The organism is Flavobacterium sp. AK-301 (genome assembly GCF_058310215.1).
Window position 1 is genome coordinate 238,193 of sequence record NZ_JBZEES010000002.1, and the last position, 16,062, is coordinate 254,254.

The following is a 16,062-nucleotide window of genomic DNA, read 5'->3' on the forward strand; positions in this document are numbered from 1 at the left end:
GTAACAGAGCAACTATATTCCGGAATTGATTTTAAAACAACAGAAAGTAGGAACTCTTACGTTGTTAAAAGGTTTAACCCAAAAATTCAGTGATAGCGGACAGCTGATTAATGCCGGTGATGGACAAAGAGGACTTAAAACAGTAGAGGATGCTATGGCAGAAATCAAAGCCGGACTCAATGTAACGTTCAATTGGGCTCCGATTTATAAATATACTCCTGAATTTTTAGAAAAATACATCCCTTCCGAAGCAATAGTTATAGATACAGAAATAAAAGCAAAAATGTTTGGAACACTATATTTTGAACGAATCTATAAACGAATAGGAACTGGTAATTACAAAGATCAGGCGGTCTATATCGATAACCAGATTTTTACCGGAATTACCGGTAGTGTAATCATTAAAATAAAAACGTCAAAAGGAGATAAAGATATTTTTGATGAATATAAAAAAATTGAATTTGTATTAATGGATCCTTTTATTATAAAAGGCAATGAAATTCCCTTATTTGAACAACCTAAAGAACATTAAAAAATGAATAAAATACTAACTTACATTATAAACTATCAAGATTGAGTTCTCCTATAGAAATTAATCGTGTAATCCTTAAAAGTGGTACTCAAAAAGTAACCTATCGTCTATATCCACTGGGTGATTTAATACAGGAAAACTATGGTGAAGAAGAAACAATAACTAAACTGGAAGAATTGACCGATATTACGATTCGGGTTATTAATATTGATCATAACAGTCGAAAAAGTTTTGCCAACGAACAACCGGTTGTAACTCATAAAAGCGCAGTAAAAGCGGATGGAGAAAGCTTTATTAACAACCAGTAACTAAAACAGCATAAACCCTAAAAATCCAGATCGAATGTTTTTCTTAAAAGTTCCAGATTTGGATTTTTTTCTTTCAGGCGGTCGTATTTTTCCTGAGCAGTAAAAGCATATTTCGTTTCAACAATTTCATTTACAGTTACTTCGATAGTAATATCATGATTATGAAGCTTTCCGCGAAGGTAGCCCAGCAGATCATGCTTTTCATTATCAAAGTCTACTTTAGACCCTTCATTGGGTAATTCCAGTTTAATAACAGTTCCGGTAAGAGTAGGGTCATTGATCTGCATATAAGTAGACATGATCTTTTGACCTTTGTCACTTAATTTCTGAGCAAATTTATTCCATTGTAGTAGCATATCCGTTTCCGTAAAAGGTTCGCGGGGCAAATCCTTTTCATCCTTAATATACGTTTTTTGTGTTTCTGCTAATTCTCGTTTTGCTCTGATGCTGGAAAGAGATAAAGCAGATACTTTTCTTTCTGTTTCCTGACCCAAAACAGGGGTAATAACAGGAGCAGAAAGAACCGGTTTTTGTTCTATGACCGGCTCCGGTGTATTGATAACCATTTGTTTTTCAGGAATAACAGGAACTGTCGCTACCGCAATAGTTGGTTTATCAGTTCTGAAATGAGCAGGAGGAATTATATATTGTTCAGCTTTTTTTTTTCTCCATCAAAAGTGATAGAGGCAAGCTGCATTAAGCATAATTCAACTAAAAGACGCTGATTCTGACTTACTTTAAATTTAAGATCACAATCATTAGCTAAATCGATACCTTTTAAAAGAAAATCCTGACTTGTTTTCTGAGATTGTGTAGCGTATAATTGCTGTGCCTGTTCACCAGCTTCCAGTAAAGAAAGAGTGGCAGGAGTTTTACTTACCAGTAAATCTCTGAAATGAGAAGCTAATCCGGCAATAAAATGATGTCCGTCAAATCCTTTGGCTAGAATAGTATTATAGGTCATTAATAATTCCGGAATTTTATTTTCCAAAATCAAGTCTGTTACCTTAATATAATATTCATAATCCAGTACGTTCAGATTTTCGGTTACTGCCTGACGGGTCAGGTTAGCACCACAATAGCTGACTACTCTGTCAAAAATAGACAAAGCATCACGCATAGCGCCATCTGCTTTCTGAGCAATAATATGCAATGCATCATCCTCATAAGTAATTCCTTGACTTTGTGCAACTTCTGCTAAATGTTCTTTAGCATCTTTTACAGTAATTCTTTTAAAGTCAAAGATCTGACAACGAGAAAGAATTGTAGGTATTATCTTATGTTTTTCAGTAGTTGCAAGAATAAAAATAGCATGTCTTGGCGGTTCTTCTAATGTTTTAAGGAATGCATTGAAAGCAGCCTGAGAAAGCATATGTACCTCGTCAATAATATAAACTTTATATTTTCCGGTTTGAGGCGGTATTCTGACCTGATCGATTAGGCTTCTGATATCATCAACTGAGTTATTTGAAGCGGCATCCAGTTCAAATACATTAAAAGCAAAATCTTCTTCCGGATCATCGTAATCTGGCTGGTTTATTTTTCTGGCAAGGATTCTGGCGCAAGTAGTTTTTCCTACCCCACGAGGTCCTGTGAATAGTAAAGCTTGTGCTAAATGATTGCTTTCTATGGCATTAAGTAAAGTATTCGTAATAGCCTGTTGTCCCACAACATCTTTAAAGGTCTGCGGACGATACTTTCTGGCTGATACGATAAATTCTTCCATAGTTTTTTATTGAATTACAAAGGTAATTAAAAGATTTGATGATTGAAAAAGATACTTTATCGATTTGCTTGTTTAAATTTCTTTCTTCTTGGCTCTTTCTTCTAATTTTTAATCTTTTCAATCTTTTAATCTTTCACAAATTATTGTAAGTTTGCACCGCAGACCGCCTTATCGCTGTTCGTTTTATAATGAAGAGAGGAAAGTCCGGGCACCAGAGAGTAGCATAGCGGGTAACGCCCGCCATTTCAATTTATTGGAAGAGGACAAGTGCAGCAGAAAGTATGTACAGGTAATGCTGTAGTGAAACCAGGTAAACTCTATGCGGTGAAATGTCACGTATATCAGCAATTAAGAGCTACTCGTTCGATGCTGAGGGGTAGGCAGATGGAGAGTATTGGCAACAATACTTCTAGATAAATGATAAGGATTCGCTTTTGCGGATACAGAACCCGGCTTACAGGTCTGCTTTTTTTTATTTTGGTTTAAGATATAATCTATTACACTATTAATAGTGAAATCTTTGCTCTTTTGTGCTTTCTCAATACTAAAATTTCAATACTCGCTACTAATTTATCCTTCCTCTGTGCTGTCTAATAGCTGATTTTCATCTATGTCCTCGATTTCATCACTACTGATTTCAAAGAAAGAAAAGATAGAACCCCCATAATTTTTCTGAAAAGAAAAATTAATCATGTGATCTAGTTTAGTATATTTAGAATGTTCGATAACCATCATACCTTCTTCATTGAGAGTGCCGTGTTCAAATACCAGTTCTACAATCTTTTCAAAAGCTTTTTGATCAAAATTGTAGGGAGGATCGGCAAAAATAATATCGTAAGAAGTTTTATTTTTTTCTAAAAATTTAAAAACATCACTTTTTATCGCAGCAATATTAAAATCAAATTCCTCTGCCATTTGTTTAATAAACTTGACACAGCCAAAATTTTCATCTACAGAAGTAATATTCTTACTGCCACGGGAACCAAATTCAAAACTGATATTTCCGGTACCTGAAAACAAATCCAGAATTTTAAGCCCATCAAAGTTAAAGTAGTTGTTCAGAATATTGAATAAGGCTTCTTTAGACATATCCGTTGTAGGACGAACAGGAAGATTTTTAGGAGCTGAGATTCTTCTGCCTTTGTATTTGCCTGATATTATTCTCATGAATGTAATAAGATAAAATGTTTTAATATATTTTGCTCCGATAAATTGTGGTCTATCGGGATAGAAGTAAGATCAAATAAAGCAATGTTCCTTACATATTTATAAGCTAAACGATACAGTTCACTTTCTTCATTGCAGTCTCCTAATAATTTTAGTTTAAAATGTTCCGGATTAAGATACAGTTGTTCCGCAGTGAAAAGTAGATAATACAGAAAATCTTCCGCTGTTTTATATTCAAAAGAGTTAAACAGAAGTAGTTTCTGATTCTTGACAACAATCAGTTCAAAATGTTTTTTTCTGAAATGAGCAAATACCTGTATATTATCAATATTTTTTGATATATCCAGTATTTTTGAAATCAGAATGCTGTTACTGTGTTTATAATCAAAAACACCTATTTTGTCAATCAGAAAGTTATTGATATTTATATAAGGAATATAGACATTATTAATGTCATAATTTGGAATTTCATCAAACGTAAAAAAATCGGTTTCAAATACTTTAGTATTATATTGAAGATAGCTTCCCAGAGCATTTTCATCAAATAAAGCTTTAGGTACTAAGGTTGACAGATTATTATCATGTAATACAATAATCTCATCAAAAGAATTCTGAAGGATCTCATTTTCCTCAAATACTTTATTCAAATAATCTTCAAGAGTCGAATTTGGAAAATCAGAAAAGTTAATTTCTTTTAAATGTAGTACTGTATTATTTAAAGTATCAAAACAACAAAATGAAAGACTATCCAATGCTATCTGGATAGATAGTTTCTGGTATTTTTTTTCAGTGATATTGCTATTTTGTAAAACCATACTATGTTCTGTGAGTAACTTGTTTTTATTGAAGTTTAAAAAACAAAACTACAATTTTTTTTTCTCCTAAAAGCATTTCACACGAAATACAATCAGTATCTTTGATATTTAATATTCCAATCAAAAAAACAGAATGAGTTCAGGTCATTTTTATTCCATTTTAAAAAATAAATTTCCCTTTCAGCCTACTTATAAACAAGATATTTTTTTTCAGAAAATAGCTGAGTTTGTTACTAATTCTAATAATGATGAAATTTTTGTACTGAAAGGATATGCAGGAACAGGAAAAACGACCGTAATTTCTACAATTGTAAACCATTTAAAAGATATAGATAAGAAATATGTTTTGTTAGCACCCACAGGTCGCGCTGCTAAAGTGATTTCTAACTATTCTCAAAAACCGGCATTTACGATTCATAAAAAAATATATTTTCCAAAAAGTAATAAAGGTGGAGGTATTAGTTTTACTATGCAACCCAATAAACATAAAAATACTTTTTTTATTGTAGACGAATCTTCAATGATTTCAGATACAGCTTCTGACAATAGTTCTCTCTTAGACGATCTGATTTCGTATGTATATTCAGGGAAAAACTGTAAAATAATTTTACTGGGAGATACTGCTCAGCTACCGCCCGTAAATATGGATATAAGTCCAGCTCTGAATACTGATAATCTGGCTGTTAATTATAACAAAGAGGTTCAGTTTATAGAACTGGATGAAGTAATGCGTCAGGAAGAAAATTCTGGAATTTTATATAATGCAACAGAATTAAGGGAATTATTAAAAACTAATTTTATAGATACGTTTCAGTTTTCTCTAAAAGGATTTAAAGATATAGTCAGATTATCAGATGGTTATGATATTCAGGATGCGATTAATACTGCTTACAGTAATTATGGACTGGAAGAAACCGCGTTTATTGTTCGTTCTAATAAAAGAGCAAATCAGTACAATCAGCAAATCAGAACCAGAATATTAGATAAAGAAAGCGATTTGTCTACAGGTGATTTTCTGATGGTAGTGAAAAATAATTATTTCTGGTTAAAAGAAGATTCCGAAGCCGGTTTTATTGCAAACGGGGATATTATTGAAATTCTGGAAATGTTTGGTATTCAGGAATTATACGGATTTAAATTTGCCAAAGTAAAGATTCGAATGGTAGATTATCCGAATCAGAGATCTTTTGAAACCGTTCTGTTACTGGATACAATAACCAGTGAATCGCCATCGCTTACTTATGAACAGTCTAATGGGCTCTATCAAGAAGTAATGCTGGATTATGAAGAAGAAACCTCAAAATATAAAAAATTCCAGAAAGTAAAAGAAAATGTATATTTCAATGCTTTACAGGTGAAATTTTCATATGCAATTACCTGTCATAAATCTCAGGGAGGGCAGTGGAATACGGTTTTTATAGAACAGCCTTATTTACCGGACGGAATAACCAGAGATTATATTCGATGGTTATATACAGCAGTTACAAGAGCAAAAGAAAAATTATATCTGATTGGTTTTAAAGATGATAATTTTTTGTGAAAAGGTAAAAGTTTTCAGTCTCGGTATTCAGTTCTTAGAAAACCTTTTCACCTTAAACTTTAAACAAATTAAAAAACTTTTGTAGTTCTCAGAAAACCTTTGCAACTTTGAACCTTTAAAACGAATTAAAAACCTTTGTTCCTTTAAAAAATATATGAAAATAATAGCAATGATTCCTGCGCGATATGCTTCTACACGATTTCCAGCAAAATTAATGCAGGATTTAGAAGGTAAAACGGTTATTCGTCACACCTATGAAGCAACTGTGGCAACCGGTTTATTTCAGGATGTTTTTGTCGTTACAGATTCAGACATTATTTTTAATGAAATTATTTCTAATGGTGGAAAAGCCATTATGAGTATAAAAGAACATGAATCGGGGAGTGATCGAATTGCCGAAGCAGTAGCAAATATGGATGTTGACATTGTAGTAAATGTACAGGGAGATGAGCCTTTTACTCAGAAAGAACCCTTAGAACAGGTATTATCTGTTTTTAAAAATGATATAGAAAAGCGAGTTGACCTTGCTTCATTAATGCGTGAAATTACAGATCAGGAGGCTATTAATAATCCGAATAATGTAAAAGTAATAGTAGATCAGAATAATTATGCTTTATATTTTTCTCGTTCTGTGATTCCTTTTCCAAGAGACACAAATGTTGGAGTTCGTTATTTTCAGCACATAGGTGTTTATGCATTCAGAAAACAGGCAATTATGGATTTTTATAGTTTACCGATGCGTTCATTAGAAGCTTCCGAAAAGTTAGAACAGTTACGTTATTTAGAATATGGTAAAAAAATAAAATTAGTTGAGACACAACATGTTGGAATAGGAATTGATACTGTTGAAGATTTAGAAAAAGCCAGAGAAATATTACGTAGAAATATTTAGTAACAGTTATTCAGTATTCAAAAACACAAAGAATCTTTCAATCTTTTAATTTCCTAATAATAATCAATTCATTATGCTGTTCTACCCGTGGAATTTTTTTAACTAAAAAAAGGGCAGGATCAAATTCGCTTATATAATTTTCATTACGTTGATTTTGTTTTTCATTTAAAAGCATAGTGTTAAACAAAATATAACCACCTGGATTCAGAAGACTTTCAATTTTATTAATAAAGAATTTTTCAAATAGAAAATTAGGCATTACCGTATCCTGAAAAATATCTATAATAATAAGGTCATATTTTATTTTTGTTTTCAGCACAAACTCAAAAGCATCCATTATCTGAATAGTAAGATTTGAATAAGTACCCAGCTGAAAATACTGATTGGCAAGATCTATTATTTCTTTATCAATATCAACACCTGTAACATGTCCTTTAAACTGAATCTCATCCATTATTGTTTTAATAACACTTCCTCCGGCAACACCCAGAACCAGAATATTTTTCATTTGTATTATATTTTGATATCCAATATTCTGTAAACCTTTTCTCAGGATACGTTGTAAACTTCCATAAGAATAATTAGTATTCAGAGAGTCAAGTACTAATTCTCCATTTGCCCAGGTAACTTCAAGGCTTTTGCTTATGTCAGATTTCTTTTTATAGATATTTAGAGGGATGATATAACTAAATAGTTTCTTGAACATACAAATGTTTTTCTCAAAAATAGAGTTTAAATATTACATTTGTAAAAAATAATGAATAATTATGAGCAAAATTTATCAGTACATTTTTTTTAAATTAATGAAATGGAAAATCGTAGGAACTTTAGAAGAGAGCACAAAGAAATGTGTTATGATTGTTGTACCGCATACCAGCTGGCATGATTTTTATATTGGTGTTTTGATCAGAGGCTCTCTGAAATTGGAAATGAATTTTGTTGGTAAAAAAGAATTATTCCGATTTCCGTTTGGATATTATTTCCGATGGATGGGTGGAGCTTCTTTAGACAGAAAAAAATCCGAAAATAAAGTAGATGCAATAGCCAATATATTTAATAGTAGAGAAGTATTTAGATTAGCAATAGCTCCGGAAGGAACCCGAAAAAAAGTAACTGAATGGAAAACAGGATTTTATTATATTGCTATGAAAGCAAATGTACCTATAATATGTGTTGGTTTTAACTTTGCTAAAAAACAGGTTGAATTTTCAGAACCTTTTTATCCGACAGGAAATATTGAAGAAGATATGAAAATATTGAAGCAATATTATGTTGGTGTAATAGGAAAAGTTCCTGAAAACAGTTTTACTCCGAAAATAAATTAATTTTTTATTTCAGAATATCCGAATAACAAAGAAAAACCGGTTTAAAAAAACGAGCTGTATTTTTGTTATTCGGATATCTCTATATCTTTTTTTCGTTTAAGCGATTCTCAGAGGGGTTTTTTACATTAAAAAAAAATATCCCCATATCGTGAGAATGATAACACAAAGGATATTTAAAAAAGATCCTGTACGAATCATATCTTTTTGTTGTATCAAACCGGTTCCAAATACTATAGCATTAGGAGGAGTAGCGATCGGGAGCATAAAAGCACATGAAGCACCGATACCGAGTATCATTACCAGAACCTGTTCAGGAAGTCCGAGTTGTACGGCAATACCGGCAGCAACGGGAACTAACAAAGCTGCTGAGGCTGTGTTACTTGTAAATTCTGTCCAGATATTTATAAATGCAGCCAGTATAAGAATGATTATTATAGGATGAGCATTCATAAAACTATTTGCTACCTGTTCTCCTAAAGCTAATGAAGCTCCGGAATCTTTTAGTAAAGCACTTAGTGTAATTCCACCACCAAATAAAAATAAAATTCCCCAGTCTGTATTATCAGAAATTTGTTTCCAGCTGGCGAGTCCTAAAAATACAATTAGTATTGCAGCGGCAACAGCTACAAATGTATCCGGATTTTTAATACCAAATTTATCTTCCAGTACATTCCCGAATATCCATGCTAAAGCAGTTAGTGCGAATACTACCATGGTTAGAATGCGAGAAACGGTCCAAGGAATTTCTTCTTTCTGAATTTCTATTTTTTGATTTAGTTTAGGTCGCAAAATAATATACATAGCCAGTATTGTAACAGGCATTAATACTAACATTATGGGAAGTCCATATTTCATCCAGCCCATAAAATCTAAATTTAAAGCTTTGGCAGCAATTGCATTAGGAGGAGAGCCAACTAATGTTCCTAAGCCTCCGATACTTGCAGAATAGGCAATTCCTAATAATACAAACACATAAGTACCCTTATTTTTTTTTGCATCTATATGACTTAACATTCCTAAAGCTAAAGGAAGCATCATAGCAGCAGTTGCTGTATTACTGATCCACATAGATAAAAATGCAGTTACAGAAAAAATAGATAGTGTTGCCACTTTTAAATTAGAGCCGGATAATGAAATAATCCAGGTTGCTATTTTTTTGTCTAATTTTTGGATATGTAGGGCTGTAGCCAGAGCGAAGCCTCCAAAAAAGAGAAAAATAATAGGGTCTGCAAAATTACTAAGTGCTTTTTTTGTTGTTAATTCGGGCAGACCTAAGGAGATTCCTAATATAGGGATCATTAAAGCTGTAATAGTTATATTAACAGCTTCCGTAAACCATAAAACAGCAATAAAAAAAAGTAAACTTAATCCTTTATTTGCAGTATCTTCATAAGGAAGAATTTTCCATAATATAAAAGCAATGAGAGCAGCTACTGCCGTAATAATCAGACCTCTTATAATTTTAAGTGATTGTTTTTTTTTGTTAATTTTCGGTACTTTCTTTGAGTTTTTAAGTTCTAATTCTAATACATTTTCCATAAATTTATAATCTAAAATTTAGAACAAAATATAAAAAAAATATAATAAAGTAAAAAATAATATAAAAAAAAGAGAAATAGTTTTGTTATATTAATAATAAACCCATGTATTTATTTATCTGTTAAAGAATTAGCTTCTATTGAAGAGCTGTAGAACTCCATCATCTCTTCACATTCTATCTAGACTATTTAAAGAAGATTAAATTATTAATGAATAAGAGGTTACTTTTCTTATAATAGACCTAATTTTCATTAGAATCAACATTTATACTATTGTTTACAAATGTAAACTATTTGATTCTTATTGTTTTAAACTATACTCTGGGTTTAAAATCTTCAAAAGTTCCATCTTTATAAAAAATCACTATTTTACTTATAATACTATTATTCTGAATAGGAAACTCATTTTTTTGAGTAAGAGGAGATTCTTTTTTTAATTCTTCATTTTCTGTAGTTACAGAATTAAACAAATCAGTTACCGGATTTATATTTTGAACAATTTCTCTAGGAGGGATGCTTTCTTTAGTATTAATTTCTGGTTTGGAAATAGAAGGATTGATTATTTCACTACTTTTTGGAAAAGTTCCTTTACCTTTTAAAATCCAATAGAGGTCTACATCCTGAAATTCATCAATTATTTTCATTATAAAATCAAGACTGGGTTTATTTCTTCCAGATAGTAGGTGAGACAAGCTGGAACGTTGTACGCCGATCTTATCTGCAAAAGAAGAGGCATTCAAATTATAATAATCCAGTAATATTTCGAGTCTTTTTACAAATCCTTCCATGTTTACAAATGTAACTTTAACCGGTTAGGTGATTTGATTACAAATGTAACTAATTTGTGTTACAAAAGCTAATTTATATTAAAAATATACACAGAAACAGTGAACTTACACTTCATATACTAACACATAACTAGTTCATTAGTAGATATATAACATTTAATAGTTAAATACGTATTCAATCGTGTAAACAAAGGCTTTCTTTGAGTATATTATCTTATAAAAACTGTTTACATCATTAAACTAAAACAAGAATTCCTTTGTTTACAGATGTAAATTATAAGATGTTTACTTTTGTAAACTAAAAATAAGCCTATGAATTTTGATAAACTACATAATGATTATAAGGAGTATTCTTTAAGCGGAAGATATATTACATTAGATTCTATTACTCCTTTATTAGACCGATTAAATACCAAAAGTAAAATTGATTGTATTGGAAAATCAGTTCAGGAGAAACCGATTTATAGTTATATAATAGGTACAGGAAAAATAAAAATTCTGATGTGGTCTCAAATGCATGGTAATGAAAGCACAACAACAAAAGCTGTTTTTGATTTTTTAAATTTATTAAATGATAATACAGAATTGTCTTTAAAATTACTTGAGACCTTTACGTTTTGTATTTTACCAATGCTAAATCCTGATGGAGCAGCCCTTTACACAAGAGTCAATGCTAATGATGTAGATCTTAATAGAGATTCTCTGGTATTAACTCAGCCTGAAAGTAGGCTATTGAGAAGAACATTTGAAAAATTCAGGCCTGATTATTGTTATAATCTGCACGATCAGCGTACAATTTTTGGGACAGGAGTAAATAATAAACCTGCAACTATTTCATTTTTATCTCCGTCATATAATGAAGAACGAACTATAAATGATGTGAGATTAAAAGCTATAGAAATTATTGTTGCAATGAATGATGTTTTACAGAGCTATATCCCGAATCAGATAGGAAGATTTGATGATTCTTTTAATATAAACTGTATAGGAGATATGTTTCAGTCTTTAAATGTACCAACTATATTATTTGAGGCAGGACATTATCCGATGGATTATGAAAGAGAGATAAGCCGTAAATATATTTTTATTGCTTTAGTTTCGGGTTTAATATATATAAGCGATAACGATGTAGTTAACAATAAAAAGGATATATATTTAAATATTCCTCAAAATAGCATCATTTTTTATGATATCATTTATAGAAATATCAGGATATATTATGATAATACAAATATAATGACGAATTTTGCAATACAATATAAAGAGGAGCTCATACAAGGTAAAATTTATTTTAATGCTTATTTTAAAGAAATAGGTAGTTTAGATGGTTTTCAAGGGCACTTTGAATATGATGCAAAAGGGGCAAGTTATACAGATGATTTGAACAATTTCCCAATAATAGATCAGAAAGCAGACTTTTGTCTTAATGGGAATGTTAAAATTATCAATGGATTATTAAATATTTAGCAAAAAATGTTACAGAATCAATTTATTTTGTTTTTCTTTGCATAGATATTTAATTTGAATAGAATTTTAAATTATTAAAAAAAACTTTATGAGTAAGTTTCGTTTAGATGAAGTTGATCACCAGATTTTAGATATGTTGATTGACAATACAAGAGTTCCGTTTACCGATATAGCAAAAAAATTGCTAATCTCAGCAGGAACCGTACACGTGAGAGTTAAAAAGATGGAAGATGCAGGAATTATCATGGGATCTTCACTTACATTAGATTATGAAAAATTAGGATATTCTTTCATAGCGTATGTTGGTGTTTTCCTTCATAATACTTCTCAAACAAAGTTTGTTTTAGAACGTATTAATGATATTCCATTTGTTACGGTTGCACACGTAACTACAGGTAAATTTAATATTTTCTGTAAAATAAGAGCCAGAGATACTAAACATGCTAAAGAGGTAATCTTTATGATTGATGATATTGACGGTGTTTATAGAACAGAAACAATGATTTCTCTTGAAGAAAGTATTAATGACAAAAAACGTCTTATGCACACGATTTTCAAAGAAATGTAAGATTTCTAAAATAAATGCACTTAAAAAACCTCAAGTAAATATTTACTTGAGGTTTTTTTATTAATTTAAGGCAAAATTTAAATTATGTATACACCTACCAAAATAGAACGTTTTGATCAGAATGTTAAATTAAAATATCAACTCTACAACAGTATTTTTATAACACTTCCTTTTGATTCAATTGATAATACAGGTGTGTTATTGCCTTTGTTTTCAGAAGTATGTGAAACAGGATTTAAAAATCAGTGGAATCCGAAGAAGATAGTGGATTTCTTTTTTGGAAAATACATGGATAAGGCCACAGAGGAAGATAAAATTGATCTGATGTTTCGTTTTATTCAGTATATAGAACGTCAGGTTGTTTTGTTTGATGCAGTAGAAGACGCTTCCTTTTCTATAGTCAACAATATGGATGGGAGTGGTTCTCTAAGAAGTGTCAGGGAAAAAGCAGATATTCAGGACAAAACAGATGAACTAAAAGAATTTCTAAAATATTTCCAGGTCAGAACAGTACTTACAGCACATCCAACTCAGTTTTATCCCGGATCTGTATTAGGGATTATAACGGATCTGATACAGGCTATAAAGGATAATGATCTGAACGGAATCAAACAACTTTTAGCTCAGTTAGGGAAAACTCCGTTTATTCAGGATGAAAAACCAACGCCTTATGATGAAGCAGTAAGTATAATATGGTATCTTGAAAATGTATTTTACCATTCAATAGGTACTATAGCACAATATTTACAGAAAAATGTATTTAATGATGAGATCGTTTTGAACAGAATTGTTAATCTCGGATTTTGGCCTGGAGGAGACAGAGACGGAAATCCGTTTGTAACTACTGCAATAACTCTGAAAGTAGCAGATCGTCTACGAACTTCAATACTAAAGTGTTATTATGTTGATATTCGAAAATTAAAAAGAAAACTAACTTTCTCAGGTATAGATATTTTGATAGCTAATATTGAACTAAAACTATACCATTCTGTATTTTATTCTAAAGGAGACATTTTCATTACACTGGAGGAATTAAAACAACAGTTGCTAGAAATAAGACAATTAATTATAGAAGAACAACAGTCTTTATATTTAGATGAATTAGATAATTTCATTAATAAAGTAAATATTTTCGGATTCTATTTTGCAACATTGGATATTCGTCAGAACAGCAAGATTCATAATCAGGTCTTTGAAAATATAGTAAAAGAAACTTTTAAAAGAAAATTATCCTATTTTCCGGATAATTATTTTGAATTGCCGGAACAGGAGAAAATTGCTATTTTATCTACTGTAAAAGGAAAAATTGAACCAGAATGGTTTAATGATGGGATCACAAGGGCTACCATAGAGTCAATTGAAGCGATTAGAGAGATTCAGAGACAAAATGGAGAGCAGGGTGCTAATCGTTATATTATCAGTAATAATGAGAGTGTATTAAACGTTTTGGAAACATTTGCAATGATACGTTTATCAGACTGGGAAATGCCTAATGTGGATATTATACCGCTTTTTGAAACAGTTGATGATCTGGAGTATGCTGAAACGATTATGCAACAGTTATACAGTAACCCCTCTTATGCAAAACATCTAAAAAACAGAGAAAGCAGACAAACCATTATGTTAGGTTTTTCCGATGGAACGAAAGATGGGGGATATTTAATGGCAAACTGGAGTATTTATAAGGCTAAAGAAGCATTAACCAGAATTTCCAGAGAATATAATATTAAAGTGATCTTTTTTGACGGTAGAGGTGGTCCACCGGCAAGAGGCGGTGGAAAAACTCATAAATTCTATGCCTCTTTGGGTCCTGATATTGAAAATCAGGAAATTCAGATTACTATCCAGGGGCAAACAATTAGCTCCAATTTTGGTACTTTGGATTCTAATCAGTACAATCTGGAAAATCTGTTAAGTGCAGGGATCACTAATTATATTTTTAGTAAAGGAGATAATGAATTGTCTGAAAAAGAAGTAGATACAATGGAACAATTATCTCAGATAAGCTTTAAAAAATATACTGATTTTAAGAATCATCCTGAATTTATTCCTTATTTAGAAAAAATGAGTACACTTAAATATTATGCTAAAACAAATATCGGAAGTCGTCCTTCTAAAAGGAGTAAATCGAATCAGTTGGACTTTAATGATTTGAGAGCTATTCCTTTTGTAGGTTCCTGGAGTCAGTTAAAGCAAAATGTTCCCGGTTTTTTTGGAGTGGGAAGTGCTTTAAAGTTTTTTGAAGATAATGGAAAATGGGATGAAGTTCAGACTTTATATGATAATTCTTTATTCTTTAAAACACTGTTGGAAAACAGCATGATGTCCCTTGCTAAATCTTTTTTTCCTTTAACAGCTTATATGAAAGAGGATCCTGAATTTGGTGATTTCTGGCAGATCATTTATAGCGAATATTTAGAAACTCATAGATTATTATTGAAAATAACAGGGTATAAAGTACTGATGGAAAATTATCCAGATAGCAAAGCTTCTATTGAGATGAGAGAGCGTATTGTGTTGCCATTGTTAACAATACAACAATACTCCTTGCTTAAAATAAATGAACTTAATAATGAAGATATACCAGATGAGGAGCTTATAAAGGTTTTTGAAAAAATTGTAATGCGTTCTCTTTTTGGAAATATTAATGCCAGCAGAAACTCAGCATAAACTATAAAATATAAATAAGATGAAAACAGACCAACTACAAAGCGGAGAATATGCTTCTTATTATTCTCCCTATATTAAGGAAGTAAAAGAAGGACTGATAGAAGGCCTAGATAGCAGTTTAGTTGATTTTATTCAGTTTATCAAATCTATTCCTTTAGAAAAGCAAAATTATAGATACGCAGAAGGAAAATGGACTTTAAAAGATATCATTCAGCATTTGATTGATTCTGAACGTATATTTTCTTATAGAGCTTTGCGTTTTGCAAGAAAAGATACTACAAAATTAAGCAGTTTTGAAGAAAATTTATATGCTGAAACAGCATCAGCCAATAATAGAATACTGGAAGAACTGTTAGACGAATTTAAGTTAGTAAGACAATCCACAATAGCTTTATTTAAATCATTTTCTGATGAAACCCTTCTAAGAATAGGTATTGCATCTGATCATCCTGGTTCAGTAAGAGCTTTGGGTTTTATTATTATTGGACATCAAAAACATCACGTTAATGTATATAAAGACCGATATTTAATGATTGTTTAGGAAAGAGAAGGGTCAAAGAATCATTTTTAATCAATAGTTTTGATGTAATTATTAAAATATATAGTATGACTATAGAATTTCTTATAGGTTTTATATTTTCTTTTCTTAAATGAGACTATATATAACAAGTTTAAGATTTGGTTTGAAGAAGCGTATATGAAGATCTTTTCCTGCAAGGTCTTTTT

The 16,062-nt window shown here is 31.0% G+C and carries 16 protein-coding genes and 1 other RNA gene; 10 read left to right on the forward strand and 7 right to left on the reverse strand.

All coding sequences use genetic code 11. The features are described from left to right. The first annotated feature begins 25 nt into the window (after positions 1-25). Together AC4FQX_RS04545 and AC4FQX_RS04550 are read left to right on the forward strand one after the other, a co-directional pair. The gene (locus AC4FQX_RS04545) at positions 26-532 is read left to right on the forward strand and encodes a hypothetical protein (protein WP_491166488.1); all 507 of its coding nucleotides are present in this window, start codon (positions 26-28) and stop codon (positions 530-532) included. 41 nt (positions 533-573) lie between these two features. Next, entirely contained in the window at positions 574-840 is a 267-nt protein-coding gene (locus AC4FQX_RS04550; RefSeq protein WP_491166489.1) for a hypothetical protein, read from the forward strand. 17 nt (positions 841-857) lie between these two features. On the opposite strand, the gene AC4FQX_RS04555 is transcribed toward AC4FQX_RS04550, so the two are convergent. Together AC4FQX_RS04555 and dnaX are read right to left on the reverse strand one after the other, a co-directional pair. Beyond that, positions 858-1,406 (reverse strand): DUF8439 domain-containing protein, encoded by a 549-nt coding sequence (locus AC4FQX_RS04555; protein WP_491166490.1) that lies wholly within the window; start codon positions 1,404-1,406, stop codon positions 858-860. A 74-nt stretch (positions 1,407-1,480) separates the two neighbouring features. Further along, positions 1,481-2,566 (reverse strand): DNA polymerase III subunit gamma/tau, encoded by a 1,086-nt coding sequence (gene dnaX / locus AC4FQX_RS04560; protein WP_491166491.1) that lies wholly within the window; start codon positions 2,564-2,566, stop codon positions 1,481-1,483. 155 nt (positions 2,567-2,721) lie between these two features. On the opposite strand from dnaX, the gene rnpB reads away from it, so the two are divergent. Next, positions 2,722-3,039, forward strand: an RNA gene (gene rnpB / locus AC4FQX_RS04565) — RNase P RNA component class A. Between the two features lie 97 nt (positions 3,040-3,136). Here the strand turns inward: rnpB and rsmD are convergent. Both rsmD and AC4FQX_RS04575 read right to left on the reverse strand, forming a co-directional pair. After that, entirely contained in the window at positions 3,137-3,733 is a 597-nt protein-coding gene (gene rsmD, locus AC4FQX_RS04570) for a 16S rRNA (guanine(966)-N(2))-methyltransferase RsmD (protein ID WP_491166492.1), read from the reverse strand. Beyond that, on the reverse strand, positions 3,730-4,548 hold the full coding sequence (locus AC4FQX_RS04575; protein WP_491166493.1) for a DUF3822 family protein: 819 nt from the start codon (positions 4,546-4,548) through the stop codon (positions 3,730-3,732). Before AC4FQX_RS04575 ends, rsmD begins: the two co-directional genes overlap by 4 nt. Before the next feature lie 133 nt (positions 4,549-4,681). Between AC4FQX_RS04575 and AC4FQX_RS04580 the strand changes: the two genes are divergently transcribed. Both AC4FQX_RS04580 and kdsB read left to right on the forward strand, forming a co-directional pair. Further along, entirely contained in the window at positions 4,682-6,088 is a 1,407-nt protein-coding gene (locus AC4FQX_RS04580; protein ID WP_491166494.1) for an ATP-dependent DNA helicase, read from the forward strand. Positions 6,089-6,242: 154 nt separating this feature from the next. After that, a complete protein-coding gene (kdsB, locus tag AC4FQX_RS04585) occupies positions 6,243-6,980 on the forward strand; it encodes a 3-deoxy-manno-octulosonate cytidylyltransferase (protein WP_491166495.1) in 738 nt (245 codons plus the stop codon). A gap of 37 nt (positions 6,981-7,017) precedes the next feature. On the opposite strand, the gene AC4FQX_RS04590 is transcribed toward kdsB, so the two are convergent. Next, positions 7,018-7,686 carry a spermidine synthase gene (locus AC4FQX_RS04590; protein ID WP_491166496.1) on the reverse strand — a complete coding sequence of 223 codons (669 nt, stop codon included), beginning with the start codon at positions 7,684-7,686 and terminating at the stop codon, positions 7,018-7,020. Positions 7,687-7,783: 97 nt separating this feature from the next. Here AC4FQX_RS04590 and AC4FQX_RS04595 point away from each other — a divergent pair, with 97 nt between their 5' ends. Continuing rightward, a complete protein-coding gene (locus AC4FQX_RS04595) occupies positions 7,784-8,305 on the forward strand; it encodes a 1-acyl-sn-glycerol-3-phosphate acyltransferase (RefSeq protein WP_491166497.1) in 522 nt (173 codons plus the stop codon). A 120-nt stretch (positions 8,306-8,425) separates the two neighbouring features. Here AC4FQX_RS04595 and AC4FQX_RS04600 read toward each other — a convergent pair whose 3' ends face one another. After that, on the reverse strand, positions 8,426-9,844 hold the full coding sequence (locus AC4FQX_RS04600; RefSeq protein ID WP_491166498.1) for an SLC13 family permease: 1,419 nt from the start codon (positions 9,842-9,844) through the stop codon (positions 8,426-8,428). Between the two features lie 313 nt (positions 9,845-10,157). After that, positions 10,158-10,631, reverse strand: a complete 474-nt coding sequence (locus AC4FQX_RS04605) for a helix-turn-helix domain-containing protein (RefSeq protein ID WP_491166499.1) — start codon at positions 10,629-10,631, stop codon at positions 10,158-10,160. Between the two features lie 312 nt (positions 10,632-10,943). Between AC4FQX_RS04605 and AC4FQX_RS04610 the strand changes: the two genes are divergently transcribed. The 4 genes from AC4FQX_RS04610 (at position 10,944) to AC4FQX_RS04625 (ending at position 15,877) form a co-directional block, all read left to right on the forward strand. Continuing rightward, entirely contained in the window at positions 10,944-12,098 is a 1,155-nt protein-coding gene (locus AC4FQX_RS04610) for a M14 family metallopeptidase (RefSeq protein WP_491166500.1), read from the forward strand. Positions 12,099-12,186: 88 nt separating this feature from the next. Further along, positions 12,187-12,666 carry an Lrp/AsnC family transcriptional regulator gene (locus AC4FQX_RS04615; protein WP_491166501.1) on the forward strand — a complete coding sequence of 160 codons (480 nt, stop codon included), beginning with the start codon at positions 12,187-12,189 and terminating at the stop codon, positions 12,664-12,666. Between the two features lie 84 nt (positions 12,667-12,750). Beyond that, positions 12,751-15,336: a phosphoenolpyruvate carboxylase gene (locus AC4FQX_RS04620; RefSeq protein WP_491166502.1), complete on the forward strand. Its 2,586-nt coding sequence runs from the start codon at positions 12,751-12,753 to the stop codon at positions 15,334-15,336. Positions 15,337-15,355: 19 nt separating this feature from the next. Continuing rightward, the gene (locus AC4FQX_RS04625) at positions 15,356-15,877 is read left to right on the forward strand and encodes a DinB family protein (RefSeq protein WP_491166503.1); all 522 of its coding nucleotides are present in this window, start codon (positions 15,356-15,358) and stop codon (positions 15,875-15,877) included. Positions 15,878-16,062: the final 185 nt, after the last annotated feature.

Bases quoted from the DNA above. Each gene is read 5' to 3' on its own strand.
- AC4FQX_RS04555 (WP_491166490.1), bottom strand. From the start codon at position 1,406: ATGGTTATCAATACACCGGAGCCGGTCATAGAACAAAAACCGGTTCTT.
- dnaX (WP_491166491.1), bottom strand. From the start codon at position 2,566: ATGGAAGAATTTATCGTATCAGCCAGAAAGTATCGTCCGCAGACCTTT.
- rsmD (WP_491166492.1), bottom strand. From the start codon at position 3,733: ATGAGAATAATATCAGGCAAATACAAAGGCAGAAGAATCTCAGCTCCT.
- AC4FQX_RS04575 (WP_491166493.1), bottom strand. From the start codon at position 4,548: ATGGTTTTACAAAATAGCAATATCACTGAAAAAAAATACCAGAAACTA.
- AC4FQX_RS04580 (WP_491166494.1), top strand. From the start codon at position 4,682: ATGAGTTCAGGTCATTTTTATTCCATTTTAAAAAATAAATTTCCCTTT.
- kdsB (WP_491166495.1), top strand. From the start codon at position 6,243: ATGAAAATAATAGCAATGATTCCTGCGCGATATGCTTCTACACGATTT.
- AC4FQX_RS04590 (WP_491166496.1), bottom strand. From the start codon at position 7,686: ATGTTCAAGAAACTATTTAGTTATATCATCCCTCTAAATATCTATAAA.
- AC4FQX_RS04595 (WP_491166497.1), top strand. From the start codon at position 7,784: ATGAAATGGAAAATCGTAGGAACTTTAGAAGAGAGCACAAAGAAATGT.
- AC4FQX_RS04600 (WP_491166498.1), bottom strand. From the start codon at position 9,844: ATGGAAAATGTATTAGAATTAGAACTTAAAAACTCAAAGAAAGTACCG.
- AC4FQX_RS04605 (WP_491166499.1), bottom strand. From the start codon at position 10,631: ATGGAAGGATTTGTAAAAAGACTCGAAATATTACTGGATTATTATAAT.
- AC4FQX_RS04610 (WP_491166500.1), top strand. From the start codon at position 10,944: ATGAATTTTGATAAACTACATAATGATTATAAGGAGTATTCTTTAAGC.
- AC4FQX_RS04615 (WP_491166501.1), top strand. From the start codon at position 12,187: ATGAGTAAGTTTCGTTTAGATGAAGTTGATCACCAGATTTTAGATATG.
- AC4FQX_RS04620 (WP_491166502.1), top strand. From the start codon at position 12,751: ATGTATACACCTACCAAAATAGAACGTTTTGATCAGAATGTTAAATTA.
- AC4FQX_RS04625 (WP_491166503.1), top strand. From the start codon at position 15,356: ATGAAAACAGACCAACTACAAAGCGGAGAATATGCTTCTTATTATTCT.